General features: G+C 64.7%; 26 protein-coding genes and 1 tRNA gene. 8 read left to right on the top strand and 19 right to left on the bottom strand.

All coding sequences use genetic code 11. The features are described 5' to 3' along the window. Positions 1–15 precede the first annotated feature (15 nt). The 3 genes from FHS69_RS07315 to FHS69_RS07305 are packed head-to-tail and all read right to left on the bottom strand — an operon-like array spanning position 16 to position 5,127. Positions 16–1,770, bottom strand: a complete 1,755-nt coding sequence (locus tag FHS69_RS07315) for a cytochrome c3 family protein (RefSeq protein WP_166777178.1) — start codon at positions 1,768–1,770, stop codon at positions 16–18. 10 nt (positions 1,771–1,780) lie between these two features. Then, entirely contained in the window at positions 1,781–2,677 is an 897-nt protein-coding gene (locus FHS69_RS07310; protein WP_208380264.1) for a hypothetical protein, read from the bottom strand. Further along, positions 2,677–5,127, bottom strand: a complete 2,451-nt coding sequence (locus FHS69_RS07305) for an NAD(P)-binding domain-containing protein (RefSeq protein WP_243844589.1) — start codon at positions 5,125–5,127, stop codon at positions 2,677–2,679. Before FHS69_RS07305 ends, FHS69_RS07310 begins: the two co-directional genes overlap by 1 nt. 124 nt (positions 5,128–5,251) lie before the next feature. On the opposite strand from FHS69_RS07305, the gene FHS69_RS07300 reads away from it, so the two are divergent. After that, on the top strand, positions 5,252–6,172 hold the full coding sequence (locus tag FHS69_RS07300; RefSeq protein WP_166777176.1) for a tetratricopeptide repeat protein: 921 nt from the start codon (positions 5,252–5,254) through the stop codon (positions 6,170–6,172). Here the strand turns inward: FHS69_RS07300 and FHS69_RS07295 are convergent. Both FHS69_RS07295 and FHS69_RS07290 read right to left on the bottom strand, forming a co-directional pair. Beyond that, positions 6,169–7,431: a lipopolysaccharide biosynthesis protein gene (locus FHS69_RS07295; RefSeq protein ID WP_166777175.1), complete on the bottom strand. Its 1,263-nt coding sequence runs from the start codon at positions 7,429–7,431 to the stop codon at positions 6,169–6,171. The genes FHS69_RS07300 and FHS69_RS07295 overlap by 4 nt on opposite strands. Before the next feature lie 13 nt (positions 7,432–7,444). Continuing rightward, positions 7,445–8,254: an NTP transferase domain-containing protein gene (locus FHS69_RS07290; protein WP_166777174.1), complete on the bottom strand. Its 810-nt coding sequence runs from the start codon at positions 8,252–8,254 to the stop codon at positions 7,445–7,447. A gap of 64 nt (positions 8,255–8,318) precedes the next feature. Here FHS69_RS07290 and FHS69_RS07285 point away from each other — a divergent pair, with 64 nt between their 5' ends. Continuing rightward, positions 8,319–9,041, top strand: coding sequence for an Nmad3 family putative nucleotide modification protein (locus FHS69_RS07285; protein WP_166777173.1), 723 nt, complete (start codon positions 8,319–8,321; stop codon positions 9,039–9,041). On the opposite strand, the gene mmsB is transcribed toward FHS69_RS07285, so the two are convergent. The 11 genes from mmsB to FHS69_RS07230 all read right to left on the bottom strand — a co-directional run bounded on the left by mmsB (position 9,028) and on the right by FHS69_RS07230 (position 18,772). After that, positions 9,028–9,894, bottom strand: coding sequence for a 3-hydroxyisobutyrate dehydrogenase (gene mmsB / locus FHS69_RS07280; protein WP_166777172.1), 867 nt, complete (start codon positions 9,892–9,894; stop codon positions 9,028–9,030). The genes FHS69_RS07285 and mmsB overlap by 14 nt on opposite strands. Before the next feature lie 232 nt (positions 9,895–10,126). Continuing rightward, complete coding sequence (locus FHS69_RS07275; RefSeq protein ID WP_166777171.1) at positions 10,127–10,909, bottom strand: enoyl-CoA hydratase-related protein; 783 nt, start codon at positions 10,907–10,909, stop codon at positions 10,127–10,129. A 108-nt stretch (positions 10,910–11,017) separates the two neighbouring features. Continuing rightward, the gene (locus tag FHS69_RS07270) at positions 11,018–12,070 is read right to left on the bottom strand and encodes an enoyl-CoA hydratase/isomerase family protein (protein WP_166777170.1); all 1,053 of its coding nucleotides are present in this window, start codon (positions 12,068–12,070) and stop codon (positions 11,018–11,020) included. Further along, positions 12,063–12,461: a VOC family protein gene (locus FHS69_RS07265; protein WP_166777169.1), complete on the bottom strand. Its 399-nt coding sequence runs from the start codon at positions 12,459–12,461 to the stop codon at positions 12,063–12,065. The genes FHS69_RS07270 and FHS69_RS07265 overlap by 8 nt, the downstream gene beginning before the upstream one ends. Further along, positions 12,458–13,612, bottom strand: a complete 1,155-nt coding sequence (locus FHS69_RS07260) for an acyl-CoA dehydrogenase family protein (protein WP_067462236.1) — start codon at positions 13,610–13,612, stop codon at positions 12,458–12,460. Before FHS69_RS07260 ends, FHS69_RS07265 begins: the two co-directional genes overlap by 4 nt. Positions 13,613–13,660: 48 nt before the next feature. Next, a complete protein-coding gene (locus FHS69_RS07255) occupies positions 13,661–14,047 on the bottom strand; it encodes a RidA family protein (RefSeq protein ID WP_166777168.1) in 387 nt (128 codons plus the stop codon). After that, the gene (locus tag FHS69_RS07250) at positions 14,044–14,352 is read right to left on the bottom strand and encodes an I78 family peptidase inhibitor (protein ID WP_166777167.1); all 309 of its coding nucleotides are present in this window, start codon (positions 14,350–14,352) and stop codon (positions 14,044–14,046) included. Before FHS69_RS07250 ends, FHS69_RS07255 begins: the two co-directional genes overlap by 4 nt. A gap of 11 nt (positions 14,353–14,363) precedes the next feature. Further along, complete coding sequence (locus tag FHS69_RS07245) at positions 14,364–14,834, bottom strand: hypothetical protein (RefSeq protein WP_166777166.1); 471 nt, start codon at positions 14,832–14,834, stop codon at positions 14,364–14,366. A 32-nt stretch (positions 14,835–14,866) separates the two neighbouring features. Next, complete coding sequence (locus FHS69_RS07240) at positions 14,867–16,363, bottom strand: CoA-acylating methylmalonate-semialdehyde dehydrogenase (RefSeq protein WP_166777165.1); 1,497 nt, start codon at positions 16,361–16,363, stop codon at positions 14,867–14,869. Between the two features lie 88 nt (positions 16,364–16,451). Beyond that, a complete protein-coding gene (locus tag FHS69_RS07235) occupies positions 16,452–17,666 on the bottom strand; it encodes a DUF819 family protein (RefSeq protein WP_166777164.1) in 1,215 nt (404 codons plus the stop codon). Between the two features lie 35 nt (positions 17,667–17,701). Continuing rightward, positions 17,702–18,772 (bottom strand): PLP-dependent cysteine synthase family protein, encoded by a 1,071-nt coding sequence (locus FHS69_RS07230; protein WP_166777163.1) that lies wholly within the window; start codon positions 18,770–18,772, stop codon positions 17,702–17,704. A 115-nt stretch (positions 18,773–18,887) separates the two neighbouring features. Here FHS69_RS07230 and FHS69_RS07225 point away from each other — a divergent pair. Beyond that, positions 18,888–18,961, top strand: a tRNA-Gly gene (locus FHS69_RS07225). A 28-nt stretch (positions 18,962–18,989) separates the two neighbouring features. Here the strand turns inward: FHS69_RS07225 and FHS69_RS07220 are convergent. Next, a complete protein-coding gene (locus FHS69_RS07220) occupies positions 18,990–19,784 on the bottom strand; it encodes an SDR family oxidoreductase (RefSeq protein WP_166777162.1) in 795 nt (264 codons plus the stop codon). Positions 19,785–19,854: 70 nt separating this feature from the next. On the opposite strand from FHS69_RS07220, the gene FHS69_RS07215 reads away from it, so the two are divergent. From FHS69_RS07215 to FHS69_RS07200, 4 genes are all read left to right on the top strand, one after another. Next, positions 19,855–20,418, top strand: coding sequence for a TMEM165/GDT1 family protein (locus tag FHS69_RS07215; protein ID WP_166777161.1), 564 nt, complete (start codon positions 19,855–19,857; stop codon positions 20,416–20,418). 108 nt (positions 20,419–20,526) lie between these two features. After that, positions 20,527–20,988, top strand: coding sequence for a Dps family protein (locus FHS69_RS07210; RefSeq protein WP_067462336.1), 462 nt, complete (start codon positions 20,527–20,529; stop codon positions 20,986–20,988). 74 nt (positions 20,989–21,062) lie between these two features. Then, complete coding sequence (locus FHS69_RS07205; RefSeq protein ID WP_166777160.1) at positions 21,063–21,683, top strand: 6-phosphogluconolactonase; 621 nt, start codon at positions 21,063–21,065, stop codon at positions 21,681–21,683. After that, positions 21,671–22,156, top strand: coding sequence for an NUDIX domain-containing protein (locus tag FHS69_RS07200; protein WP_166777159.1), 486 nt, complete (start codon positions 21,671–21,673; stop codon positions 22,154–22,156). The genes FHS69_RS07205 and FHS69_RS07200 overlap by 13 nt, the downstream gene beginning before the upstream one ends. Here the strand turns inward: FHS69_RS07200 and dinB are convergent. Next, the gene (gene dinB / locus FHS69_RS07195; RefSeq protein ID WP_166777158.1) at positions 22,153–23,277 is read right to left on the bottom strand and encodes a DNA polymerase IV; all 1,125 of its coding nucleotides are present in this window, start codon (positions 23,275–23,277) and stop codon (positions 22,153–22,155) included. The two genes, FHS69_RS07200 and dinB, sit on opposite strands and share 4 nt — an antisense overlap. Before the next feature lie 65 nt (positions 23,278–23,342). Here dinB and FHS69_RS07190 point away from each other — a divergent pair, with 65 nt between their 5' ends. Beyond that, the gene (locus tag FHS69_RS07190; protein WP_166777157.1) at positions 23,343–24,614 is read left to right on the top strand and encodes a multidrug effflux MFS transporter; all 1,272 of its coding nucleotides are present in this window, start codon (positions 23,343–23,345) and stop codon (positions 24,612–24,614) included. On the opposite strand, the gene FHS69_RS07185 is transcribed toward FHS69_RS07190, so the two are convergent. Continuing rightward, positions 24,611–26,161: a carboxyl transferase domain-containing protein gene (locus FHS69_RS07185; RefSeq protein WP_166777156.1), complete on the bottom strand. Its 1,551-nt coding sequence runs from the start codon at positions 26,159–26,161 to the stop codon at positions 24,611–24,613. The genes FHS69_RS07190 and FHS69_RS07185 overlap by 4 nt on opposite strands. Positions 26,162–26,203: the final 42 nt, after the last annotated feature.

Genomic DNA, 26,203 nt, shown 5'->3' with positions numbered 1-26,203 from the left:
TTTGCTGCGCGCCGGTCATTCTGCGCCTCCACGCGGGCGTAAGACGTGCGCCACGCGGTCAGGTGCCGGGCTTTGTGGCCCGTCGCCGCCGCGACCGAAATTCGGCGGATGATAGCTGTGGCACATCGCACAGGTCGACGGGACCTCTGCTTGAACCGCCTCTGCTCCGCCATGGCATTCGCGGCAGCTCGCCAGAGTGGGCATCAGCAAGTCGGTGGCGCTGTCCGATTGGTCCGCGGCGTGGCAAGTGGTGCAGTCTTCCTGCTCGTGCGCTTCGTGATCGAACCGCGCATTGAGGAAATAGTCGCTGTGCTGGAAGACCGGCATGACGCCCCCGTCGCCGGACGGGATGTGGCATTCGCCGCAGACGCCCTGATCAGATAGCGCCTGCGCCACAGCGGTGTAATTGCGCGCCGGGCGCCCGAAATCCTGGAAGTAGCGACCCCCGCGTTTGAACTCGCCCGGGCGGCGCAGCCCTTGCGTGACCGGCCGGCGCGGCGCGCGGTCCATCGCCATCAAATCCGCGCGCATCTGCGCCACATCGCCATGGCGCAGGCTGCGGAAGGTCGATCCGACCTTGTCGTAGACGAGGCTATGACAGCTTTCGCAGCTGCTCTCCATTTCCACCGGCAGAAAGCCATTGCGGTCGTCGGTCGGAAGGTGACAGTCGGAACACACCAGCGCCTCGCCATAGGCCGGCAGCGTATCCGCCATGCGCGCCACGCCATTGGTCGCCGACAGATGCATGGCATGCGGGAAACGCAAACCGTTCTGCTCGCGCGCTTTGCCGTCGAGCATGACGCGGCTGCGCCGGTCATCGCCCAATGCGGTGTGCACCAATGCCTGCAACTCGGGATGCGCAGTGCCGAAATCGTGCGCGTTGCCCAGCGCGGTGTCCGTGAGGCGAGCGTCCATGTCCTCGTGGCAGCTGGAGCAGAACTGCTCTGCCGCCGGTTCCATGCGGCCAGCGCCTTCATGTTCGGTGTGGCAGGTGGTGCAGGCTTCGGGGCCTTCCTTGCCGAAGGTTTCCGCTACTTGCCACAGCAGCGCCTCGCCCGTGCTCATCGGCCCGCGCGAAGTGGCGAGCCGCGGCCTGTCGGCATGATTGCCGATGTCATCGTGGCAGGAGAGGCAGGTTTCGTCGCGGACCGAGACAAAGGGTTCGACATGGCAGGCCTCGCAATTGTTCTCGAGCGAGTGGTGCGCAAGGCTCAGCTTGCCGGTGCTCCAACTGGAATCCCATGCCACCTGGTCGATGCCATCAGCGCCGGCCTGCTTGTCCTCGCGCGCCAAGCTGCTCCAGATCGGTACCACGAGAAACGCACCGAGTATGACGAGCACGCCGATCCACGCTGCGGCGCGCTTGCTTGGCATGGCACTGGCGAGGTCGAACCCGCGGATGGCGTCGCGATTGCCGAATTCACGCTCCTCCTGCGTGACGGTAACCAGCGTCTTGCCGTCGGGTTCGCGTCCAAAGGTCAGCGTATAAAGGCCCAGTGTAAGCGCTCCACCACGCGCCGGATCGAGCGTGACCGAGGTTTGCCGGTGCCCGTCGAGAGTAAAGTCACGGCTGCCGATTGCCTCGATCGACAGTTGGCCACGGTCGCCGGTCGATACCGATACATGGTGCTGCTCGACCGCGAGGTCTGCCACCACAACGTCGTTGGTCGTTGCGCGGCCAATGCTCAGCCGATCGCTTTCGATCGAGCGATCGCGCACGATCTCCCGCCCGGTGGCGGTGTGATCGATGGTCCGGATGAGGAATGTCATGGCGCGCTCCTCACCAGTAATAGAAGACACTGACGATGTGCGCGGTCAGCGCGGCTAGCAGCGCGATCGTCAGCGGCACATGGATATAGAGCCAGATCTCGAGCAGGGCCTTGGTCTGCATCTGTCGGCGGATCTGGTCGATCTGCGCGGCGCGCTTGCCGAGCAGCGCGCGAACCTTGCGCTGGGCAAGGTCGTCGGGATCATCGTCATAGGCGCGGCCGGTCGAAATGTGCTCGAGCGCGCGGCGCGTGGCATCCGACCGTCCGGCGCCGGCGAACCGCGCGCGGATGCCCGAAGCGAAAACATCCTGCTCAAGCGCGGCGATGACCATATCGGCATCCTCGCGGGTCAGGGGCTGGGCTGCTGCCTCGAGTTGCTTGTCGATCGTGGCAAGGCTCTCGATCATCTGCTCGCGCGTCATCTCGCGCCGGTTTTCCGACAGGCGTTGGGGCAGCGAGGCATAGACGGTAATGCCGTAGGCGCCTGAAATGATGACGAGCATCATCAACACCCAGGCGAGCGTGTGGACGTTCCACCCGAGTTGGAAGCCCGTATGCAACGTACCGACGATCACGAGCGACAGGCCCAGATAGACATGCGCGCTGGTCCAGGCCTTCAGGCTCCAGCTCCCCGGTGTGGGGCGGCGCTTGCGTATGCCCAGCCATGCCAGCCAGACGATCAGTCCCGCACCGATGGTGCCGAGCGTGTAGCCGTACCAGCTGCCGCCATTGTGCCTCGGTTCGACATCGACCAGCAGGTAGGTGATGATGACGAAGAGGCTCGCGAACCCGGCCACCCGCGCCCAGAAGTAGGCACGATGGGCGAGAAAGCTCTCATGGCTTGCGGAGCGGCGCTGTTCGATCTCGGCATAGCCTGCATCGCGATCGCGGGGGGAAAGCGTGGCCATCAGTCGACCCCTTCCTCGAGCCGTGCCACGCTGAGAAAGCGTTCCGGGCTGACCCGGATCGCTGCACCGGTCGGGCACGCGCGAACGCAGGCGGGGCCACCTTCTATCCCGCTGCACATGTCGCATTTGATCGCCAGCTTGGCGGTTTCGCCCGCTTCGGCAGCCTTGTTCTTCCGCCAGGCGTAGCTGGCTTCGCCGGGCCCCGGCCCAGCGCCGAACAGCAGCCAGTTGAGCAATCCGGGCTTGGTCGGCGGCTTGGCGTCCATGCGGATCACCCCATAGGGGCAGTTGCGCTGGCAATTGCCGCAACCGATACAGGTCTCGTCGATCACGACCTCGCCATCCGGGCCACGCCTGATCGCATTGGGCGGACAATCGGCCATGCAATGCGGGTGTTCGCAATGGCGGCAGGATGTCGGGACATGCAGGTGCGCATAGGTCCTGCCCGCCTCGCGATCGAGCCGGCTCAATCCGTCGTGGCTGTCGGCGCAGGCCTTTTCGCAATTGTCGCATCCGACGCACAGCTTCTCGTCGATCAGCAGCACGTCGGTCGCTTCGCCGAGACCATTGTCGACCAGGAATTGCGCGGTTTGCGAATACATGTCGACTGCGCCGCCGAAGCTGGCCTTGCGGCTTTCGACGAAGTCGTTGATCTCGCGGCGCGCCGCCATGTCGGTCAGCGCGCGATCGCGGATATCGGGTTTGGCATCGAGCAGCGCGTTAAAGGCCTCGCCGGGGAAGCGGATAACCTCGCTCTTGATCGCGGCGCGCACGCTGGCGCTGCGTTTCGATCCGTCGATGACGGCCATCTCGCCAAAATAGGATCCCGCGGGAAGATAGGAGAGGAACACCGGCTTGCCGCCCAGATCCTTCTCCACCACCATGGATCCGACCCGGACGATGTAGATGTCCTTGTCGTCGGCCCCCTCTTCGATCACCACTTCGCCCGCCGGTACTTTCACGACTTCGGCAGCTTCGACCAGCTCTGCAATGTCTTCCGGTGTTAGCCCCGATCCGAAGATCTGCAGCACCTGACGCTCGATCGAGATGCGGTTGACCGCGCGATTGGCCGACGGTGCCGTCGCCAGCAGTTTGAGCGCGGCGAGACGCGAGAATTCGACCGCGACGGTGGATTCGGCTGCCCGAATGGTCGATCCGCGCTTGCGGCCGGAAATCAGTCCGACCTCGCCGAAGATGGACCCGGTACCGATCGGCACGGTGACCGATCTGTCGGACGGATCCACCTCGACCAGCACCGAGCCTTCGGCGATGGCAAACATCGACGAGCCCGGTTCGTTGCGGCTGAAAATGACCTCATCGCGACCATAGGCATGCACCGTGCTGTCGAGCATGAGCTCGCGCATCTGCAAGGGGCTGAGTTCCTGAAGTATAATGACCTGCGACCGGAACGTCTCGAGCCATTCATCCACCGTCCGCCGCCCCGGCAGATCGGCGAACTTTTCCGCGAGTATCGGTTCGTCGGCAGGCTTGAGCTCGGTATTGCCATCGAGGAACTCGATGACGTCGTAGCCCTGATTCATGCAGTGCTTGATCAGCGGATAGCCCGCGAGCGCGCCGATCACGTGGATGCCGGGCTGGGTTGTCTCGAAGCTCGGCGTCAGCTTGGGAAAGGCCGCGCGATCGGCGCTGGCGAATTCGACGCCGCATTGCTCGATGAAGGCGCGCGGCGGCTGCGAACCGGTGCGCGCGATGATCCGGTGACAGGGAATCGTCTCCTGCCCGTCGCGCGTTTCGAGCACGATCTCGCCCTCGCGAACCTCGATCGGGCTGGTCTCCCGCCGTACGAAAATACGACCGTCGGCTTCGGCCTCCTCGAGCAGCTTGACGTTCGCCCCCTTGGCGCGCGCGAAATCGGCACGGCGGTTGAGGATGGTGACGACATTGCCCTGCGCTTCGTCGGCGGCGAGGCCAAGTGCATTCTCGATCCCGGCGTCGCCCGATCCGATCACGGTGATATGTTCGTCGACATATTCGGTGGGATCGTCCAGCTGGTACTGGACGTGCGGCAGATCCGCGCCGGGAAGCTTGAGCAGGTTGGGATTTCCTTGCGTCCCGATCGCCAGCACGACCGCTTCGGCCTCGATCACCGAACCGTCCTTCAGCGACAGGGTGAAGGCTCCGGTGCTACCCGCTATCGCGGTGACATCGGCGTTGGTGCGTACATTGACCTGGCCTTCGGCGATCTGGCGGTCCCAGGTGTCGAGAATTGTCTCGCGCTTGCCGGCGTCGAAATCGAGGTCGCTCCGCAACACCAGATTGCTGGGCGTCGCCATGACGTGCTTGCCCTTCTGGTATTTGAAGATGGTGTCCGACAGATGATCGGTCTTCTCGAGCAATATGTGGCTCATGCCGCGCTGTGCCGCATGCGCGGCCGCGCTCAGCCCGGCAGGACCGGACCCTACAATCGCAACGCGTACCTTATCGCCCAACGCAATCCCCCCCGGAGGCTTGCGAACCCGCTTATCTTGTGGGGGCGCATCATAGGCAAATGACGGGCAGAGGCAATTGCTTGTCTCGACCGACCGCGATAGCCATGCATGAAGGGGGATTGGCATGGCCGAAACACAGTCTGGAAACCGGGTCAAAGGGGGCGTGCTGCTGTTCGGCCTCGCATTGGCAGCAATACTGGCGGCAGTCGGATACCGCTCGCTGAGCACCGATTCGATCTCAGCAGACGACGCCGAATTGGGGACGCCGCTCGACAGGCTGGAAGAACGTGTTGCCGAAACGCCCGATGATGGCGCCGCGTGGCAGGAATTGGGCTTCCTGCGTTTCGAACAGGGCGAATATGGCGCTGCAGCTGCGGCCTATCGCAAGGCTGCGGAGATCGACCCGGGTGAGGCCGTGCTGTGGTCGGCGCTGGGGGAGGCGCTGGTCATGGACAGCAAACGGGACCCATTGCCCCCCGAAGCGCTTGCCGCCTTCGAACGGGCCGTCAAGATCGATGCAGACGATCCGCGGGCCCGATACTTCCTCGCGGTCAAGCGCGATCTCGATGGCGACCATCGCGCGGCACTCGACGAATGGCTGTCGCTGCTGGGCGATACGCCGCAGGGTGCCCCATGGGAGGAAGACCTCGTACGCACCATCGAACAGGTCGGGCGGATCAACGGCATCGCGATCGACGCGGATGTCGAACGGGTACAGGCCGCTCGCGCTGCCGCAGGCGTATCGGCTGGCGAACGGTTGACGTCGACGGGCGCCATTCCGGGGCCCACTTCCGCGCAGATAGCTGCCGCCTCGGCCATTCCCCCGGGCGAGCAGCGGCAGATGGCCGAGGGCATGGTGGCCAGTCTCGAGCAGAAGCTCAGCGCAAGTCCGGCGAATGTCGATGGCTGGGTGATGCTGATGCGCTCGCGCATGACGCTCGGACAGCCCGACCGCGCGCGCAAGGCGCTGGCCGATGCGGTCGCCGCCAATCCTGCGGCTGCCGCGCGCCTGCAAGCCGAGGCCGAGGCGCTGGGCGTACGCTAGCGCTTGTGCGGCAAGTCCGGCTTCGGCTTGACGGTGATCGTGATCTGAGAGAGCGAGATGATCGCCACCCAGAAGCCCAGCACCGACAGGGCGGATGCACCCATAACGGTGAAGGCGGCGCCTTTCAGCCCGTTCCACCCCATCGCTACCTCGAGCAGTGCGAGGCCCAGCAGCGTCGGGATTGCGCGGATAAGGAAGGCCGTGCCGGCGCGACCCGCGCTGACGAGCAGCGATTCAAGGCTCGCGCCGACCAGTTCGATCGCGCCCGCTATCGCGAGAATGACCATGGTCCAGAATACGCGGAATTCGGGCCCTGCAATCAGGGCGAGCGCGGAGCGGCCGAGGAACAGCGTGACCAGCACCGCCAGAACGCCCGCGATCAGCGCGATGTTGGCCATGCGCCGCGCCATGGCATGCGCCGTTTCCTTGGCATGGACCAGTTCGGGGTAGATCGCCTTGGAGACGGTCTGCGCAAGGCTGACAAGCGCCTGCCCGAGCTGGCTGGCGACCCGGTAACCGCCGGCTGCGGTTTCACCGCCGATCGCGCCGACCAGCAGGATGAGCACCTGCTTCGCCCCAACATTGAGACTGCCGGTCATATTGGTCGACCAGACGAAGCTCCACGCACCCGGATGCGCACGCGGGATGTGACGCAGACTGATCCGCGACAGATGGATCGGTTCGAGGCGTGCGGCCGCGATCCACAGCGCCACGGCGACGGCGACCTCGGCCGCTGCCCATGCCAGGATGAAGCCGGTCACCGTGGGCATGGTCAGGGCAGCGAGCGCCGCACCCGCCGCGCGCACCACGGGCTGCGTCGCTTCGGCAGCGGTCGTGCGGGCATAGGCGAAGCGCAAGCGCAGCAGCCCCGTAGGTGTGGTGCGGATCGCCAGCAGCGACACGACGCAATAGCCGAAAGCCAGCGGTAACAGATCGTCGGGCAACGGCAGCCACAACGGCGCGGTCGAGACCAGCACGGCTGCCAGCACCAGCCCGAGCAACATCGAAAGCAGATCCAGCGCGATCGCGAAGCCGGTCGCATCGGCCAGTTCGTCGGCACCCCAGCGGACGACGAATTGCCACGTCTGGAAATTGGCGAGGCCGGTTACGGTTTGGCCCAGCGCGAGGATAATCGCGAAATAGCCGAAATTGTCGAGACCGAGCGTCCGCGTCGCAAGCGCGAGGTAGACGATGCTCAACACCGCATTGAGGCCGCGCCCGGTCAGGAGCCAGCCGATGTTCTTGAGCAGGCGCTGCATTACGGCGTGCCCGTCAGGCGGTGGCGAGCCGCTTCGCGAGCAACTTCTCGGTCACTTCGAAGGTGCGTTCATTGTCCACGTCGATGGCGCAATGACCGTGGCTCATCTCGATCGGGACGAGCTTGAAGCCGAACCGGCGCGAAACCTGTGCGAACAGCTTTTCCTTGGTGCCCCAGCCGAGGAAAAAGCGGATCAGATTGATCACGCCGAAAGCCTTGGCGATGCGGCCGGGGAACTTCACGAACTGCCCCCCGCCGCGCATGATCTCGGCAGCGGAGAGCGCTTCGGGGGAGCCGATCCAGTAGGCGTTGCAGTTGGAATAGCCGCCGTCGGAAAATTCGTAGAAACGCGACTGGCCCTGCGGGTCCGCGGCGCGGACGTCTTCCTTGTGCGCCAGTGCTGCGGCGGCTCCGGCCTTGCTGGCGATCGCCTTGTCGGCGAACTCGCTGAAATCCTCGGGCAGCCACAGGCAATTGTCCGCGGTGGTGATCAGCAGCGGATAGTCCGCCCCTTCGGCCCCTGCAAAAACGCTGTCGACCAGGTTGAAGGCCCCGGGCTTGAACACCAGTCGGCCTTCGGCCAGCAGCTTGGCGATCGACGGAATGGCGGCGATCTCGTCGGGTTCGTGTGCGACCACGCGGATTTCACCGATCCGCGGGCTGGCCGCGACATTGGCGACAACGCGTTCGATCATCGGCATGCCGCCGACGGGCACGACGCACTTCTGCGCCACGCCTGCACGTTCGGCGAGCGGATCGAGCACACCCGAGCGTTTGCCCGCCATGATCAGGGCGGTGACCTTGCCATCGTTTTCGCTTGTCATGCGCGGGCAGATAGGACCGATGCGCGCGCTTGTCACTCTCGACCGCTTAAGGCACTAGGATGACGTGCGAATTATCTTCTCCCGCAAGGGCTTCGACAGCGCGTCGGGTGGCGGGCCCTCGCCGATCGTCGCGGGACGACCCGTCAGCCTGCCGATCCCCGCGGGCAAGGCCTCGCACACCACCTACGGCGATCTCGGGCTGGGCGATCACGCCGCGCATGCCAGCCGCGGTAAGCTCGGCGCGGAGGACCTGTGCCATCACGATCCGATGTTCACCGGCGAAGGTCATTGCCTGTTCGGCCAATGCGGGGCCGCGCAAACGCATCTTGCCAATCAGGGTGTGGGGGAAGGCGATGTCTTTCTCTTCTTCGGACTGTTTCGTGAAGCGGGCGGTGAACCGCATCATCGGATCTATGGCTATTGCGAGATCGCCGAGATTATCGATCTGTCGGACAGCGTGCCGCAAGACCTGATCGAGGCGAAGCACCCGCATGCCATCGCACTGCACGCGGGCAACGACGTGGTGTACCGTGGCCCGGGCACCGAAGCGAAGACCGCCAGCGACGCCTTGCGGCTGACGGTGCCCGGCGGCCCGCCGTCCGTGTGGTCGCGGCCCGTCTGGCTGAAGCGCGGGGGGCTGAGCTATCACGACCGCGAAGACCGGTGGCTACGCGGCGGGAAACTGAGAAGCGTCGCGCGCGGGCAGGAATTCGTCGCCGATATCGGCCGTCGCAAGGCCCCGCGCGAATGGCTCGCGCGGGTGCTGGAAGAGATCAGAGCGACTTGATGATCGCGCTGAAATCGAGCCCGGCATTGTCCTCGGCGAACTGCTCGTAAAGCTCCTTCGCGTGGCGGCCCAGCGGGGTCGAGGCATCGGCGGTTTGCGCCGCGTCCATCGCCAGCTTGAGATCCTTGAGCATCAGCCCGGTCGCGAAGCCGCCCTGGTAATCCTTGTCCGCCGGGCTTTCGACACCGACGCCGGGCAGGGGGGTATAGGCATTCAGGGACCAGCAATAGCCCGAGGACTGCGAGCTGATCTCGTAGAATTTCTGCGGATCGAGCCCGAGCTTCTCGGCCATTTTCATCGCCTCGGCGGTGCCGATCATCGAGATCGCAAGCAGCATGTTGTTGCAGATCTTGGCGGTCTGGCCCGCGCCCGCATCGCCCGCGTGGATTACCGCCTTGCCCATCGCGTTCAGCACTACTTCGGCGCGCGCGAACGCCTTGTCGGTTCCGCCGACCATGAAGGTGAGCGTTCCGCCATTGGCTGCGGCGATCCCGCCCGACACCGGCGCATCGACCATGTCGTATCCGGCAGCCTCGGCCAGCGCGATGACCTCCTTCGCGGTGGCGACATCGATCGTCGAGCAGTCGAGCAGAACTGCACCTGGGGGTGTCTTGCCGATCACGCTGCCTTCGTAGACCGATTTCACGATTGCGCCATTGGGCAACATAGTGACCACGCCGTCGACACCCTGCACGGCTTCTGACGCGTCGGTGAAAGTGGTGCAGCCATTGTCCTTGGCAGTGGCGAGAGCGTCTTCCGACAGGTCGAAGGCGTTTACCTCATGCCCCGCCTTCACGAGGTTTGCGGCCATCCCGCCGCCCATATTGCCGAGGCCGATAAAGGCGATTTTCATTGGTCCATCCTCTCGCATTTTGCTGCGCATTGTTCTCGGGTGGGTGACGAAATTGACAAAGTTGACACCGTGTCACCCTAATTCGGTTCTGCAAGGTGTTGTTGCAGAACCGAATTTTCCTGCGAAGTTTACACCGGGGCCGGGGCGGCGAAGTGCCGGCTTGTCCGGCCCTCTCGACCCCAGAGGTATCAGCTCGCGGGTCGCGTAGGAAAGCGGCAATTCCCGAAACGGGTTACCGCCCCTTCCACTTGCCTTCGCGCTTCTCGACGAAGGCTGCCATGCCTTCGGCCTTGTCTTCGCTGGCGGCGAGGATCTGGAAAATGCGGCGCTCGATGATCAGGCCCTGGTCGAGGCTGGTTTCGAAAGCGGCGTTGACCATTTCCTTGTTCGCTATCGCGGCCATCGGCGGCATGCTGGCGATCTGCGCGGCGGTCTTCAGCGCTTCGTTGAGCAATGTGTCATGCGGCACGACGCGCGCGACCAGATTGCTGCGCTCGGCCTCCTCGGCATCCATCATGCGGCCGGTGAGACACATTTCCATCGCCTTCGACTTGCCCACGGCCTTGGTCAGACGCTGCGAACCGCCCATGCCCGGCGCGACGCCCAGCTTGATCTCGGGCTGGCCGAACTTGGCGTTCTCGCTCGCGATGATGAAATCGGCCATCATTGCCAGTTCGCAGCCGCCGCCGAGCGCGAAGCCGTTGACGGCCGCGATCCAGGGCTTGCGCGTCTTCTTCACGATTTCGCTGGTCCAGGGGCTGAAGAAGTCTTCGAGATAGAAGTCTGCAGCGGCCTTCTCGCTCATTTCCTTGATGTCCGCGCCGGCAGCGAACGCCTTGTCGCCCGAACCGGTCAGAACCGCGCACAGCTGGCTCTTGTCGGCTTCATAGGCGGCAAAGGCCTCGGTCAGTTCCGCGAGGATCGTGCTGTTGAGCGCGTTGAGCGCCTTGGGACGGTTGAGCGTAATCAGCGTGACCGCGTCACGCTGTTCGACAGTGATGGTTTCGTAGCTCAAAATTCTCTCTCCATCGTCGCTCCTGCGTAGGCAGGAGCCTAGAAAACGTACAGGCGACGCGTAACCGCGGCGGCATTTGGGCCCCTGCCTGCGCAGGGGCGACGAAATTCACCGTTGGAACGGTGTCCATTCCTCGGCATCCGGCAGGGGCGCGAAGATGCTGTCGATCAGCTCCTCGCTCACGCCTTCGGGCGTTGCCGGGTCCCATCGGGGATCGCCGGTCTTGTCGACGATCACCGCGCGTACGCCCTCGGCGAAATCGGGGCGGGTCAGCACGCGGCTGGCGATGCGAAATTCCATCCGCATGTTGTCGGCGAAGCTGTCGAGTTTTGCGCTGTCCGCCAGCTGCCGCAGCGCGACCTTGCAGGTTTGCGGGCTCTTGCTGCGCAGCGTGGCGAGCTCCTTCGCCGCCCACTCGCTATCCTCTTCCTCGAGGCTGGCGAGGATGTCTTCGAACCGATCGGATGCGAAGTGCTTTTTGATCAGCGCGGCATTGCCTTCGATCCGCGCTGCGGGCGGGGTCACTGCAAGTTCGGACAGGATCCCCCCAATCCGGTCGGGATGCTCGATGATGCGCGCTTTCGCCTCGGCGAGTTTCTCGGCCGGAAGGTAGTGCGTGGCAATACCCGCCCAGACGCATTCGGCGCCGTCGAGACGAGCACCGGTCAGCGCGAGGAATTGCCCCAAGCGCCCGCCCAGCCGCGACAGGTGCCATCCGCCGCCCACGTCGGGGAACAGGCCGATACCGCTTTCGGGCATGGCGAAACGCGTGTTCTCGGTCGCGACGCGATACTTGCACGGCAGCGCGATGCCGACGCCGCCGCCCATCGTGATGCCGTCCATGAAGGCGACGATCGGCTTGCCGTATTCGAACATCTGGTGGTTGAGCCGGTATTCATCGTGGAAGAATGCGCGGCCGCTCTCACCGTCATCGTTCAGTGCCGAGTTGCGCAGCAGGTTGATATCGCCGCCCGCGCAGAAGCCGCGGCCCTCTGCATGATCGAGGATCACCGCCTCGACCGCCTCCTGGGCGTCCCATTCGGCCAGCGCCGCGCTCATCGCGTGGCACATGTCGAGCGTGAGCGCGTGGAGCGCCTTGGGCCGGTTGAGCGAGATATGGCCGGTGCGGGCGTGGATGTGCGTGTGGAGCTGTTCAGTCATTGTGCTTCTCGTATTCGATCAGATCCCAGCGATTGCCAAAGGGATCGGTGAAGACCGCGACAGTGCCATAGGCTTCGTGGCGCGGCGCTTCGGCGAAAGCTATCCCCGCCCGCTGCAGATGATCGTGCGTGGCGGAAAAATCATCGGTCTCTAGGAAAAGGCCGACCCGCCCGCCGAACTGGTTGCCGATTGCGGCGCGTTGCGTGTCGTCGCTTGCCTTGGCGAGCAGGATGCGGCCTCCGTGTTGGCCGCCTACGACCAGCCAGCGCTTGCCGTCGCCCAGATCGGTGTCCTCGACGAGATCGAAGCCCAGCACCTGAGTGAAGAACTGCAGGGCTTCGTCGTAATCGGGGACGATCAGAGTGACGAGGGCAAGGCCGGTCGCGGTCACTGGCGTAGCATGTCCCGGCCGACGATCATCCGCATGACCTGGTTCGTACCCTCGAGGATCGAATGCACGCGCAGGTCGCGCCAGAAGCGCTCGATCGGATACTCCTTGAGATAGCCGTAGCCGCCGAACAATTGCAGCGCATTGTTGACGACATTGCTGCCGCTGTCGGTGGCAAGCCGCTTGGCCATGGCGGAGAACCGACTCTTGTCGGGCGCGTTGTCGGTCACCTTGGCCGCGGCGAGGTAAAGCAGTGCGCGCGCCGCCTCGAGCTCGGTCGCCATATCGGCGAGCATGAACTGCGTGTTCTGGAAATCGGCGATTGGCTGGCCGAACTGCTGGCGTTCCTTGGTATAGGCAACCGCCTCGTCGAGACAGCGCTGCGCGCCGCCGAGCGAACAGGCGCCGATGTTGAGGCGCCCGCCGTCGAGACCCATCATCGCATAGCGGAAGCCGTCGCCTTCGGGACCGACGCGATTGGCCACCGGGACGCGGGCGTCCTCGAAAATGAGCTGCGCGGTCGGGCTGGCATTCCAGCCGAGCTTCTTTTCGGGCTTGCCGAAGGAAAGGCCCGGCGTGTCCTTGTCGATGACGAGGCAGGTGATGCCCTTGGTCTTGTGGTCGCCGGTGCGGACCATGGTGACATACACGTCGTTGAACCCGCTGCCCGAGATGAACTGCTTGGTGCCGTTGAGCACGTAATGATCGCCATCGAGCCGGGCGCTGGTCTTGAGCCCAGCGGCATCCGAACCGCTGCCTGGCTCGGTCAGCGCATAGCTCGCGACCTTTTCCATGGTCACGAGGTCGGGCAGGTATTTCGCTTTGATCTCATCGCTGGCGAAGCGGTCGATCATCCACGCGGCCATGTTGTGGATCGAGATGAACGAACTGGTCGCGGGGCAGCCATAGGCCATGGCTTCCATGATCAGCGCGGCTTCGAGGCGGCCGAGGCCGATGCCGCCCGCTTCCTCGCTGACGTAGATCGCACCGAAGCCGAGCTCCGCGCTCTGCTTGATCACATCGATGGGAAAGTGCGACTTTTCATCCCATTCACCCGCGAAGGGCGTGATGTTGTCGGCGGTGAAGCGCTGCGCCATTTCCTGGATCGCGAGCTGTTCTTCGGTGAGTTGGAACTGTCCTGCATTCGTCGTCATGGCGCGTGACCTAGCGATGGTAGTGGGGGGTGAAAAGGGGCGCGGATGTCAGCTTTGGATGATTGCTTCGACCTCGATCTCGACTTTCCATTCCGGTCGGCAAAGCCAAGCGACGCCTGCCATCGTTGCGGCGGGGCGGACATCACCGAAGAAGCGCGCATGCACCGCGCCGACCGCGTCCTGGTCCGCCGGGTCGGTCAGGAGCATCCGTGTGCGCACAACGTCCTGCACGCTTCCACCCAATCGCTCGATGGCTTGGAGGGCAAGCGCGAAACACCGTTCGGCCTGTGTCGCTGCGCCGCCTGCGGTCGAGCTGCCGTCGTCCTCGACCGGGCCGGTGCCGGCAACGAGAATGCGATTGCCTTCGCGGACCGCGCGCGCAAACCCGAATTGCGCCTCATAGGGCGACCCGGTGAAGGCGCGCCCGGAGGTCATCCGCAGGTGATCTCGGTAATCGTGCTGCTCTCGTCGTAACGGACGTTCACCCGGTTGGTGCGGTAATCCATCGTCCATGCCGAGTTGGGCGGACCCCAGCGCAGCACTTCGGCTCCGCTGGCGGCAAGGATCGCGGCGCCGGTTTCGGCGGTTGCGGTCTGGCCGACATAGGCTTCGGTCGCCGTGGCATCGCATGCGCCCGCTGCCGCTTCGGGCGGAACGGGCGGGGCGGGCGGTTCGCTCCCGCCCGGATTGGCGCAGGCCGCAAGAGGTAGCGCGAGTGCGATCGGAACGAACTTGTGCATGGTGGATCTCCCTATTCGCATTTCTTCAGCGGCATGGGTTCGAAGCTTTCCTCGCCCACCGCTCGCGGTGTCAGCGTAGCGCCGTCGTCCGACAGGACGAAGCGACGCTGCATGTCCCATGTCTCGCCTTCGCCTTCCATGGCGAGCGTGACGGTTATGTCGTCGGGGGACGCGATGTCGATTGCTGTCAGTTCGCCCAGCGATTCGTAGAAGCCGATGCTTTCCGGCCGGATTTCGATGCGCAGGTCGGATTCGGGCGCGCAGCTGCCGTCGACATAGTCCCACACGCCGTGGAACGGGGCGGGGATAGCGGGGGCGCCCAAGCCCTCGGGCGGACCGGCCCCGTCGCCGATTCCGCCGTCGGGTTCGACCGGCATCATCGTTTCTGCCGGTTCGGGAGCGGCTGCGTTGTCCGACGCGCCCGAACACGCGGCAAGCAGCATGACCAGCGGCACGGTGGCGGGAAGCAGTGATCGTTTCATGGCGTCTCTCTCCTGACCGCCGGTCGCGGCAATTACCCCATCGTCGGGATGACGAAGGCGTTCGATCCGTCACCGCCACCATCTGGCCAGCGCTGCGTGACCTTCTTGGCCTTGGTCCAGAACTTGAGACCTTCCTGACCATACTGGTCGGTGTCACCGAAACCCGAACGCTTCCACCCGCCGAAGCTGTGATAGCTGACCGGCACGGGAATCGGCACGTTGATCCCGACCATGCCGACATTGACGCGATGCGCGAATTCGCGCGCCGCGTGGCCGTTGCGCGTGAAGATCGCGACGCCGTTTCCGTACTGGTGCTCGCTCGGCAGGCGCACGGCCTCCTCGAAATCCTTCGCGCGCACGATCTGCAGGACGGGCCCGAAGATTTCCTCGCGGTAGCTTTCCATGTCGGTGGTCACGCGGTCGAGCAGCGTCGGGCCGACAAAGAAGCCGTTCTCATGTCCCTGCAGCGTGAAGCTGCGCCCGTCGATGACGACTTCGGCGCCTTCCTGCTCGGCGGTGTCGATCCACTGTTCGACCCGTGCCTTGTGCTCGGGGGTGACGACCGGGCCGTAATGCGCTTCCGGATCGTTGCTGACGCCGACGCGCAGGGCGTTGATCGCGGGGATCAGCTTTTCGCGCAGCCGGTCGGCGGTGTCCTCGCCAACCGGCACGACCACCGGCAGCGCCATGCAGCGTTCGCCTGCCGAGCCGAAAGCGGCGCCGGCAAGATCGTTCACCACTTGGTCGAGATCGGCATCGGGCATGACGATGCCGTGGTTCTTCGCGCCACCCATCGCTTGCACGCGCTTGCCCGCCGCAACGCCGCGCTTGTAGACGTAATGCGCGATGTCGCTCGACCCGACGAAGCTGACCGCAGCGATGTCTTCATGGTCGAGGATGGCATCGACCATTTCCTTGTCGCCATGGACGACCTGAAGCAGTCCCTCGGGCGCGCCCGCTTCGACGAACAGTTCGGCGAGGCGCACCGGCACGCTGGGATCGCGTTCGGACGGCTTAAGGATGAAGGCATTGCCGACCGCAACCGCCATGCCGAACATCCACATCGGGATCATCGCGGGGAAGTTGAACGGCGTGATACCCGCGCCGATGCCCAGCGGCTGGCGCATCGAGTAGACATCGATGCCGGGGCCGGCGCCCTGCGTGTATTCGCCCTTGAGCGCCTGCGGGATGCCGCAGGCATATTCGATCACTTCGAGCCCGCGCTGCACGTCGCCATGCGCATCGTCGACGACCTTGCCGTGTTCGCTGGCGAGCAGTTCGGCCAGTTCCTGCTTGTTGGCTTCGACCAGCCGCTTGAATTCGAACATCACCCGCGCGCGGCGCTGCGGATTGGTCGCGGCCCATTCGGGCTGGACCTTCCTGGCGGTCGCGACCGCGCGGTCGAGCAGCGCGGCATCGCCCAGCGCGACTTCGGCCTGGACTTCGCCGGTCGACGGGTTCCAGATCTGGTGCTTGCGCGCAGCAGTGCCGCCTGCTCCGCCGACGATGAAATGGTCTACCTGACGCATGGATAATCCTCTCTTTCGTTGGCAACGGCCCATACGCGTGGAGGGTCCGAAATCAACCGGTATCAGCTGAAACCTTTATCGCGCACGGCTAGCCGACCGCTGCCATCATCTGAGCGCACAGGATCGCGCCATAGGTGCCCAGCGCATAGCCCAAAACCGCGAGCAGCACGCCCACGGGGGCAAGTGCGGGATGGAAAGCCGCGGCGACCACGGGCGCCGAAGCTGCGCCGCCGATATTCGCCTTGCTGCCCACCGCGACGAAGAAGAACGGCGCCTTGATCAGTTTCGCAACGCCAAGCAGCAGGATGACGTGGAACAGCATCCAGATAAAGCCGATCGCCATGAAAGCGGGCGCATCGGCGATTTTGGTCACGTCCATCCGCGTGCCGATCACGGCCACCAGCAGGAAGATGAAAAGCACGCCGAACTTGCTGGCGCCGATGCCCTCCAGTTCGCGGGCGCGGGTGAAACTGGCAGCGAGGCCGGCGGTAGTGGCGATCACCACGACCCAAAAGAATTCGCTCGCCAGCGTGGCGTCCTCGCCTTGCATCGCCGCGAACCAGCCGCCCAGCCAGCCGCCAAGCAGATGCGCGAGCCCCACGATCGCAAAGGTAACGCCGAACAGCAGCACATAGTCATTGGCCTTGGCGACGCGCTCGATGCTCGCAGTGTAACCCGCCATCGTGTCGCGCAGCCGCGCGATCGAGGAACTGTCCGCCCCCAGCCAGCGGTCGACGCGTTCGTGCGCGCCGGCGCCATAGAGTAGGAAGATCATCCAGATTTCCGCCACGATGATGTCCACCGCCAGCAGCGCGGCGAAGCCTTCGAGCGGATAGCGATAGACCTCGAGCATGGCGGTCTGGTTCGCGCCGCCGCCGATCCAGCTCCCCGCCAGCGTCGCCAAGCCGCGCCATGCGGCGGTGTCGCCTGAACCGATGATCGACGGTTCGAATTGCGCCACGATCCACAGCGCCAGCGGGCCGCCGATGACGATGCCGACGGTTGCGGTAAGGAACATGATGATGGCCTTGCTGCCGAGGCCGAGGATGCCCTTGATGTCGATCGACAGCGTCATCAGGAACAGCGCGGCGGGCAGGAAATAGTCCTTCGCCACCGGCCACAGATTGCTTTCGGACACGTCGATCAGCCCGAAGGTCGTCATCAGGCTGGGCACCAGATAGCAGACCAGGATGATCGGCACGAAGACGTAGAAGCGTTGCCAGCCGGGGCGGTCGCGCGTCGCAAAAACGAAGCCGAGCACGAGGGCGAGCAGCCCGAGAATTATCCTGTCGTCGCTGATCATGTGATGCGGCAGCCCTTGTTATGGAGATGCAGTGTCTAGCCGGCGAAGCGGCCGGTTTCGAAGAAGTCGGAGATGGCCTGTCGCGGCGCCGCGACATCGAGGTCGCGCGCCGCCAGCCAGTCCTTGTCGAAGATCGTGTCGCGATAGCGCGCACCGTCATCGCACAGGATCGAGACGATCGATCCTTTCTCGCCGCGTTCCGCCATCTCTGCAGCGAGACGCGCGCAGGCCCAGACATTGGTGCCGGTCGATCCGCCGCAACTGCGCCCTAGGCGCGCGCTTACCTCATGCGCGGCGGCGATCGAGTGGATGTCCTCGACGATCTCCATCCGGTCGATGATATCGGGGAGAAAGCTGGGTTCGACCCGCTGGCGCCCGATGCCTTCGATGCATCCGGCCGAATGATCGACGCGCGCCACGCTGCGGTCGGCCCAGTGTCGGTGGAACACCGAGCCCGCGGGATCCGCCACGCAGACGCCGGTACCGAAACGGTTGTAGCGCGCATAGCGCCCGATGGTGGCGGAGGTGCCGCCCGTTCCCGCGCCGCAGACAATCCAGCGCGGCACCGGATGCGGTTCGCGCGCCATCTGGGCGAAGATCGATTCAGCGATATTGTTGTTGCTGCGCCAGTCGGTCGCGCGTTCGGCATAGGTGAACTGGTCGATGTAATGGCCCTGCAAATCGTCCGCCAGCGATTGGGCGGCCGCATAGACCTCACCCGGTGCGTCGACGAAATGGCATTCGCCGCCGTAGAAGGCGATCGCGTCGATCTTGGCCTGCGCGGTGCTGCGGGGGACCACTGCGATGAAACGCAGGCCCAGCATGCGCGCGAAATAGGCTTCGGACACAGCGGTCGAGCCGCTCGATGCCTCGACCACCGGCGTGCCTTCGCAGATCCAGCCGTTGCACAGGCCATAAAGGAATAGCGACCGGGCGAGCCGGTGCTTGAGGCTGCCGGTCGAATGGCTCGACTCGTCCTTGAGATAGATCGCGATATCGGGCAGCGCGGGAACCGGCAGCGGTATGAGATGCGTGTCGGCGGACCGGTTGAAATCGGCCTCGATGCGGCCGATGGCCCAATTCACCCACTCGCGCGTGTTCGTCATGGCGGCCTTCTACCGGGAAAGGGCCGGCGTTAAACCCCGGGCGCGCGATTTTCGCTGCCCGCGCCGGTTTGTATTGACCGGCGCGCGCCTTCCGTGGCAAGCGCCGCGCCGCCTCGCGGGTGTAGCTCAATGGTAGAGCAGCAGCTTCCCAAGCTGACGACGAGGGTTCGATTCCCTTCACCCGCTCCAACGATCCCCATGACCGCAAGCGAGCCCTCTATTTCGGCGGCATCCTGATGGCACCGTCGAGCCGGAACTGGTGGCCGTTGATGTAGCTGTTGCGGGCGATTTCGCAGATAAGCGAGGCGAATTCCTCGGGATGGCCGAGCCTCTTGGGAAAGGGCACGCTGGCGTTGAGCTGGTCCCACATCTGCGGATTGCGATCCTTCATTCCCAGCATCAGCGGTGTCGCGAAAATGCCCGGCATGACCGAATTCACGCGAATGCCGAGGTCCATCAGGTCGCGCGCCATCGGCAGGACGAGACCGTTCACCCCGGCCTTGCAACTGCCGTAGATCGTCTGTCCGATCTGGCCATCCTGCGCCGCAACGCTGGCGGTCAGCGTCACGCAGCCGCGTTCGCCGTCCTCGTTGACGGGTTCGGAATTGGCCATGCCCAGCGCAGACAGGCTGGCGATGCGGTAGGAGGACACGAGGATGCCCTCGGCACCGAACGCATAGTCTTCGGTCGAGAGGCGCTTGTAGCAGCCATTTTCCTTATCCCAGCCGAGCGTCTTGCCGCGGCGGCTGGTCATGGCGCAATGGACCGTGACGCGTTCCTGCCCATGCGCCGTGCGGGCCTTGGCGAAACCGTCGACCACCGATTGTTCGTCGGTGATGTCGACAAGCGCGAAAGTGCCGCCGATCGCCCGCGCATGCGCTTCGCCGGCTTCCTCGTTGACGTCGAAAATCGTGACCTCGAGCCCGAGATCGGCCAGCGCCTGCGCGCTTGCCTTGCCCAGCCCCGAAGCGCCGCCGGTGACCACGGCGGCCATGCCCTGTTGCAATTCCATCTGTCCCTCCCTGTCTTTCGTTTGCGCGCGTGCTATCGCAAGCAGGCAGGCAGAGAAAGAGGGAGGTCGCATGACGCCGCTGCTGTTCGCGATGGTCGCCAGTTTCCTCGCTGCGACGGGGGCGCGCGACCAATTGCTGGTCGCGCGGCTTGCAGCAGCCTTGGGGCGGGGCAACGGTCTTCTCGTGGTCGCGCTTGCCAGTTCCGCGACGACGGCAACGATCGCGGCATGGGCCGGAGCGATGCTGGCGCGGACCATGTCGGAAAGCGCGGCGACGATGTTCGTCGCCATCGCACTGTTGCTGGCGGCGGGCGAATGCGCCTGGCCCAATCGCGAGCGCGCGCCGCGCGAACCGACCCGGTCGCTGGGCGCCATGGCGATCGTCCTCTTCGCGCGCCAGCTGACCGATGCCTCGCGTTTTCTCGTCGCCGCATTCGCGGTGGTGTTCGCCACCTGGCCGCTGGCGGCGCTGGGAGGGACGATCGGTGGCGGCGCGGCAGTGGTGCTCGCCTGGACGCTGGGGGGGCAGCTGGAATCACGGCTGCCCCTGCGCGGCTTGCGGATTGCGCTGGCAGTCTTGCTTCTCGTTCTCGCCGTGCTGACCGGGCTGAGCGCACGAGGTATTATCGGGTAAATCGATTACTGCGTCCGTCGTTAATCGAGAAACCGAAGTGCCATGTGCGGGTTATATCAATAAGCGCCCCGCCCGGGGCGGTCCGAAATTAACAAAAGGGGACATATCATGGCCGATGTTGGCGACAATTCGAAAGCCGGTCTCGTCAGCGCGTTGAACGGCGCGCTTGCCGATACCGTCGCGCTTTATTTCAAGACCAAGAACTTTCACTGGCACGTTGCCGGCCCACGTTTTCGCGATCTGCATGTCTTGTTCGACGAACAGGCGGCGCAGCTTGTTGGTACGGTCGACGATCTTGGCGAACGCGTCCGCAAGAACGACGAGTACACGCTGACTTCGATCGGCAGCGTCATGAAGGCGACCCGCATCGAAGACCAGGACGATGTCACACTGACCGCCGATGCAATGGTCAAGGAACTGCGCGACGACAACAAGAAGCTGCACCAGCGCCTAGGCGAGGTGAAGGAAGCAGCCGAGGAAGCGGGCGACAATGCCACCAGCGGTGTCGTCGACGACTGGATCGATGAATGCGAGGAACGCATCTGGTTCCTCAACCAGACCAGCAAGTAAGCACTGGTCGAAACGATTGTGCCGGAGCCGTCTTTCCCTCTTGGGGAAAGGCGGCCCTGGTGTATTGACAGGGTATGGATAATCTGACGATCATCGAGGGAAGCGGCGATGCCGCGATTGCCGACTGGTTGGCCAGGCGGTTGCGAGCCGCGCTGGGTGCGAAAGACGGGCCGGTTACGATCACCGTGCCGGGTGGGTCCACCCCGTTTCCGATCATCGCCGCCATGCTCGAGCACGATCTCGACTGGACCCGGCTGGTAGTCTGGCCGGGCGATGATCGCATCGTCCCCGAAGACCACGCTGCGTCCAACACCGGGCGGCTGCGCGACCTGTTCGAGCCCGCGGGTGCCGAAGTCGTCACGCTCACGGTGATGGAGGCGGTTCCCCGTTTCGATCTTGCATGGCTCGGCATGGGGGCAGATGGGCATATCGCATCGCTGTTTCCGAACACCGACCCCCGCGTCGACGAGTCGCGCGCGATCCTGCGTCTGACCCCCGATCCGCTGCCTCCCGAAGCGCCTTTCGACCGTATCAGCCTGACGCTGCCTTCGCTGCTGGCAAGCGATGCGCTGGTGTTCGTCATCCGGGGTGACGAGAAACGCGAGGTGCTCGACCAAGCCATTTCGGGACAGCACGATCTGCCGGTTGCACGTCTGCTGAAGGCGGCTACACAACCGGTCACATGCTTCACCTGATACCCAAGTCGCTGCACCGGTTGGTTCTGCGCATCGCGCATCGCATCCGCCACCGCTGGCGCGGCGTGAGCGGGCGCACGGGCGAGGGGGTCAGCGTGATCGCCAGCGATCTCGACGGGCGCATCCTGCTGGTGCGGCACAGTTATGGGCCGCCCAATTGGTACTTTCCGGGCGGCGGGCGGCGGCGCAACGAGCCTGCCGAGACGGCGGCCCGGCGCGAATTGCGCGAAGAAACCGGCTGCGAGATCGCCGCTCTGGCCTCGGTGGGCCAGATCGAGGAGGAACTGTCCAACGCCCCGCACCGCGCGCATCTGTTTGCCGGGGTGGTCGATGCTGTGCCGAAGGTCGACGGACGCGAAGTGGTCGAAGCGCGTTTCTTCCCCGTGCATTCGCTGCCCGAGCCGCTCAGTCCGCGCACCCGAACGCGGCTGGCGCTGTGGCAGGATTGGCGCTCGCGCGCTTCGCAGCGTTAGAGCAGCGAAAGCTGCGCGTCGGGCCGCCTGGGCTCGTCTGGCGTATCGCGCTCGAGCTTGGAGAGTGTCAGCCCCATCAGGCGGATCGGCATCGGCAAGGGCAGCACCTCTTCGAGCAGCGCCCGGCCCACGCCAGCGAATTCTTCTTTGCTGGCGATGGGACGATCGACCGTCCTGGCCCGGCTGAAGATCTGGAAATCGGTGTATTTCATTTTCAGGGTGACTGTGCGCCCCCGCGCTTCGGCGCGCTCGATATAGCCCCAGACGATATCGATGATGTCTTCCATCGTTTCGCGCAATTCGCTGCCCGAGGACAGGTCGCGGCTGAATGTCCGTTCACCGCCGACCGATTTGCGGATCCGGCTGGACCGGACCGGCCGCAGGTCGATCCCGCGCGCAGCGCGATAGAGATAGTCGGCAAAGCTTCCGAAATGAGCCCGCAGCCATTCGATGTCCCTCGTCGCCAGGTCGCCGCCGGTCTCGATGCCGAGGCGGGCCATCTTTTCGGCGCCTTTCGGGCCCACTCCGTGAAAGCGCCTGATCGGCAGGTCGGCAACGAAGCTCGCACCGCCGCCAGGCCGGATCACGCATAGCCCGTCGGGCTTGTTCTGGTCGCTCGCGATCTTGGCTAGGAACTTGTTGTAGCTGACCCCGGCGCTTGCGGTCAGCCGCGTTTTCGCCCGGATTTCCTGGCGGATCAGCTCGGCGATCCGCGTGGCGCTCCCGATGCCGAGCTTGTCTTCGGTCACGTCGAGATAGGCTTCGTCGAGGCTGAGCGGTTCGACGAGGTCGGTGTGGTGGCGGAAAATCGCACGGATCTGCTGGCTGACCTCGCGATAGACGTCGAAGCGGCTCTTGCAGAAAACGAGGTCGGGACACAGCCGCCTGGCGGTGACGCTGGGCATGGCGCTGCGCACGCCGAATTTGCGCGCCTCGTAGCTTGCCGCCGCGACTACGCCGCGCCCGCTCGACCCGCCAACCGCGACCGGCTTGCCGCGCAATTCGGGATTGTCGCGCTGTTCGACGCTGGCGAAGAAGGCATCCATGTCGACATGGATGATCTTGCGCAGGCCGTCGGCCTCTTTCTCGTCTTCGCCACCCTTGTCTTCCATGCCGCTCATGTTGCTTTAGATAGGCGAGCGGGTTGCAAAGCGGAACCTTGTCCGCCACGTGGCATATTGTGCAAATGCGAAGCGATCCCCTGGCCGGCGGCGAACGCCCGATTTCCCGCGCCGCCGAGGGACGACGGATCGGCGAGCGCGAACTCATCAGCATGATGGCATTGCTGATGGCGTGCAATGCCTTCGGCATCGATGCCATCCTTCCCGCGCTCGACGACCTTGCCGGTTCGCTTGGCGCGCAGGGCAACGACCGGCAGTTCGTTGTCGGGATCTACCTTCTCGCAGGAGGGATCGGGACCCTCATCCCGGGAGCCTTCGCCGATCGCTACGGGCGCCGCCCGGTGCTGTTCACCGCGCTGGGATTCTACATCGCCTTCTCGCTCGCCTGCGCGCTGGTGACCAGCTTTACGCAACTGATCGTGCTGCGGGCGCTTCAGGGATTCTTCGCAGCGGGGATCATCGCCTTGCCGCCAGCCATCATCCGCGACCGTGTGGGCGGCGACAAGATGGCGCGGATGATGAGCCTGATCTTCGTGATCTTCCTGCTCGTCCCGGCCGTCGCGCCGAGCATCGGGCAGGGGGTGCTGCTGGCGATGGGCGACTGGCGCTGGATCTTCGTATCGATGGCCGTTCTTGGCGTGGTCATGACGCTGTGGGTGCATTTCCGGCTGCCCGAAACACTGCATGAGGAAGACAAGCAGCCCATCAGGGTGGGTGTCATCGCGCGCAACATGCGCAGCGCCGTCACCCTGCGGTCGACCATCGGTTATACCCTTGCGAGCGCGCTGGTGTTCGGCGGATTGTTCGGCTTCATTAATTCCTCGCAGCAATTGATCGGCGAAGCCTTCGGCGCGGGCGACATGTTCCCGCTGCTGTTCGCACTGTGCGCAGGCTGCATGGCGCTGGCGAACTGGTCCAACAGCCGTATCGTCGAGCGCATGGGCGCACGCCGCGTCAGCCATACCGCGCTGTTTGTGTTCATTATCGTTGCCGCGCTGCAATTGTGGTTCGCCAACCAGCCCGACGAAAGCCTGTGGACCTTCGTGCCGCTGATGGCGGCCAATATGAGCCTGCTCGGCTTCATCGGCGCGAACTTCGGCTCGATCGCGATGCAGCCCTTCCGCCATATCGCTGGCGCCGCATCGAGCGCGCAGAGCTTCATGCGCATGACCACGGGCGCGCTGCTGGGCGCGGCGGTGGGCTATGCCTATGACGGGACTGCACGCCCCCTGGCTCTCGCGCTGCTGGTCACCGCGACGGTCAGCCTCGCCTTCGTGCTTTATTCGGAGCGGGGCCGGCTGTTCGGCCCGCCGGAACCCGACAACGAAACCGACTAACTCTCGCTTTCCAGCCGTCGCCATGCAAGCCCGGCGAATTCGCACAGCAGCGGGCGGGTGTCGCGGGGATCGATGATGTCCTCGACATTGAAGCGCTCGGCGCTGCGGAAGGGGCTGGTGACCTTGTCGAGCCGCGCGCGGATGGCCTCGAGCTCGGCTACCGGATCTTTCGCCGCCTCGATGTCCGATTTGTAGGCAACCTCCAGCCCGCCCGCGATGGGAAGCGAGCCCCAGTCGCCGCTCGGCCAGCAATAGCGGTACTGGTAGGTTTCGGCATTGCTCATCGCGCTGCCCGCGATGCCATAGGCGCGGCGCAGCACCACGCTGGCGAGTGGGACACTGGCGCTGTAAACCGCATTCATCGCCTGCACGCCATAGCGGATCGTGCCCGCCGTTTCCGCCTCGCGGCCGATCATGAAGCCGGGATTGTCGACCAGATGGACGATCGGCAGGCGGAACTGGTCGGCCAGCTTGACGAACCGTTCGACCTTCTCGCTGGTCTTCGCGTCCCAGCTGCCGCCGAGATAGGACGGGTCGCTGGCGAGTACCATCACCGGCCAGCCGTCGAGCCGTGCGAGCGCGGTGATACAGGCGCGGCCCCACATGCGCCCGATCTCGAACACGGTGCCCCGGTCGAAGACCATCTCGAGGCAACGGCGCATCGAATAGACTTGCTTGTTCTCGCGCGGGACGAGCGAAAGCAACTCTTCTTCGCGTCGGTCGGCGCGGTCGGTGCATTTCGCGCGGCGGGCCAACTGGCCGACATGCTCTGGCATGAAGGACAGGAAGTGGCGAGCGCGGGCGAAAGCTTCGGCCTCGCTGGCCACTTCGTCGTCGATCACGCCGTTGCGCGTGTGGATCCCGCTGCCGCCGAGATCTTCCTTGGCCTGCTGGTGATCGACCGAGCCCTTGTAGCTTTCACCGAGGCCGTCGACCACGGCGGGGCCGGCAGCGAAGATCTGGCTAAGTCCCTTGACCATCACCGAATAGTGGCTGGCAACCGTGCGCGCAGCGCCGAGGCCTGCAGTAGGGCCGAGCGCAAGCGCAACCACGGGCACGGTATCGAGGTTCTGCACCACGTCCGACCAGCCGGGCACTGCGGGAATATAGGTCGCGCCGATCTGTTCGAGCGTCTTGACCGATCCGCCGCCACCGGTGCCGTCGATCATGCGGATGAGCGGCAACTTGAGTTCATGCGCCATCTTCTCGGCCTGAACCATCTTGCGGCTGATCCCGGCATCCGCCGCACCGCCGCGAATGGTGAAATCGTCCGCCGTGGCGACCACGGGGCGGCCGTTGATCAGTGCCTTGCCGAACAGGAAGGGGGCAGGGAGGACGCCGGTGAGATTGCCCTCCTCGTCATAGGAACCCTTGCCGGCGATCTTGCCGATTTCGCGGAAGGACCCGTCATCGACGAGCGCCGCGAGCCGCGCGCGGGCATCCATCTTGCCGCGAGAATGCTGGCGCGCGACCTTGTCCGCGCCGCCCATCTGCTCGGCCAGCGTCTCGCGTGCGCGCAGTTCCTCGAGTTCGTTTTCCCAGCTCACCACTCTCTCCCCACACGTCATTGCGAGGAGCCGCAGGCGACG

Source organism: Qipengyuania flava (assembly GCF_011762005.1).
Lineage (GTDB): Bacteria > Pseudomonadota > Alphaproteobacteria > Sphingomonadales > Sphingomonadaceae > Qipengyuania > Qipengyuania flava.
This window is presented reverse-complemented; position numbering and strand designations above follow the sequence as displayed.

What these genes read in the sequence shown, in the direction of transcription:
- FHS69_RS07235 (WP_166777164.1), bottom strand. Translation starts at nt 17,666, where the DNA reads ATGATCAGCGACGACAGGATAATTCTCGGGCTGCTCGCCCTCGTGCTC.
- dinB (WP_166777158.1), bottom strand. Translation starts at nt 23,277, where the DNA reads ATGAGCGGCATGGAAGACAAGGGTGGCGAAGACGAGAAAGAGGCCGAC.
- FHS69_RS07300 (WP_166777176.1), top strand. Translation starts at nt 5,252, where the DNA reads ATGGCCGAAACACAGTCTGGAAACCGGGTCAAAGGGGGCGTGCTGCTG.
- FHS69_RS07240 (WP_166777165.1), bottom strand. Translation starts at nt 16,363, where the DNA reads ATGCGTCAGGTAGACCATTTCATCGTCGGCGGAGCAGGCGGCACTGCT.
- FHS69_RS07190 (WP_166777157.1), top strand. Translation starts at nt 23,343, where the DNA reads ATGCGAAGCGATCCCCTGGCCGGCGGCGAACGCCCGATTTCCCGCGCC.
- FHS69_RS07315 (WP_166777178.1), bottom strand. Translation starts at nt 1,770, where the DNA reads ATGACATTCCTCATCCGGACCATCGATCACACCGCCACCGGGCGGGAG.
- FHS69_RS07310 (WP_208380264.1), bottom strand. Translation starts at nt 2,677, where the DNA reads ATGGCCACGCTTTCCCCCCGCGATCGCGATGCAGGCTATGCCGAGATC.
- FHS69_RS07215 (WP_166777161.1), top strand. Translation starts at nt 19,855, where the DNA reads ATGACGCCGCTGCTGTTCGCGATGGTCGCCAGTTTCCTCGCTGCGACG.
- FHS69_RS07220 (WP_166777162.1), bottom strand. Translation starts at nt 19,784, where the DNA reads ATGGAATTGCAACAGGGCATGGCCGCCGTGGTCACCGGCGGCGCTTCG.
- FHS69_RS07260 (WP_067462236.1), bottom strand. Translation starts at nt 13,612, where the DNA reads ATGACGACGAATGCAGGACAGTTCCAACTCACCGAAGAACAGCTCGCG.
- FHS69_RS07295 (WP_166777175.1), bottom strand. Translation starts at nt 7,431, where the DNA reads ATGCAGCGCCTGCTCAAGAACATCGGCTGGCTCCTGACCGGGCGCGGC.
- FHS69_RS07290 (WP_166777174.1), bottom strand. Translation starts at nt 8,254, where the DNA reads ATGACAAGCGAAAACGATGGCAAGGTCACCGCCCTGATCATGGCGGGC.
- FHS69_RS07230 (WP_166777163.1), bottom strand. Translation starts at nt 18,772, where the DNA reads ATGACGAACACGCGCGAGTGGGTGAATTGGGCCATCGGCCGCATCGAG.
- FHS69_RS07250 (WP_166777167.1), bottom strand. Translation starts at nt 14,352, where the DNA reads ATGCACAAGTTCGTTCCGATCGCACTCGCGCTACCTCTTGCGGCCTGC.
- mmsB (WP_166777172.1), bottom strand. Translation starts at nt 9,894, where the DNA reads ATGAAAATCGCCTTTATCGGCCTCGGCAATATGGGCGGCGGGATGGCC.
- FHS69_RS07210 (WP_067462336.1), top strand. Translation starts at nt 20,527, where the DNA reads ATGGCCGATGTTGGCGACAATTCGAAAGCCGGTCTCGTCAGCGCGTTG.
- FHS69_RS07200 (WP_166777159.1), top strand. Translation starts at nt 21,671, where the DNA reads ATGCTTCACCTGATACCCAAGTCGCTGCACCGGTTGGTTCTGCGCATC.
- FHS69_RS07255 (WP_166777168.1), bottom strand. Translation starts at nt 14,047, where the DNA reads ATGACCTCCGGGCGCGCCTTCACCGGGTCGCCCTATGAGGCGCAATTC.
- FHS69_RS07205 (WP_166777160.1), top strand. Translation starts at nt 21,063, where the DNA reads ATGGATAATCTGACGATCATCGAGGGAAGCGGCGATGCCGCGATTGCC.
- FHS69_RS07270 (WP_166777170.1), bottom strand. Translation starts at nt 12,070, where the DNA reads ATGACTGAACAGCTCCACACGCACATCCACGCCCGCACCGGCCATATC.
- FHS69_RS07245 (WP_166777166.1), bottom strand. Translation starts at nt 14,834, where the DNA reads ATGAAACGATCACTGCTTCCCGCCACCGTGCCGCTGGTCATGCTGCTT.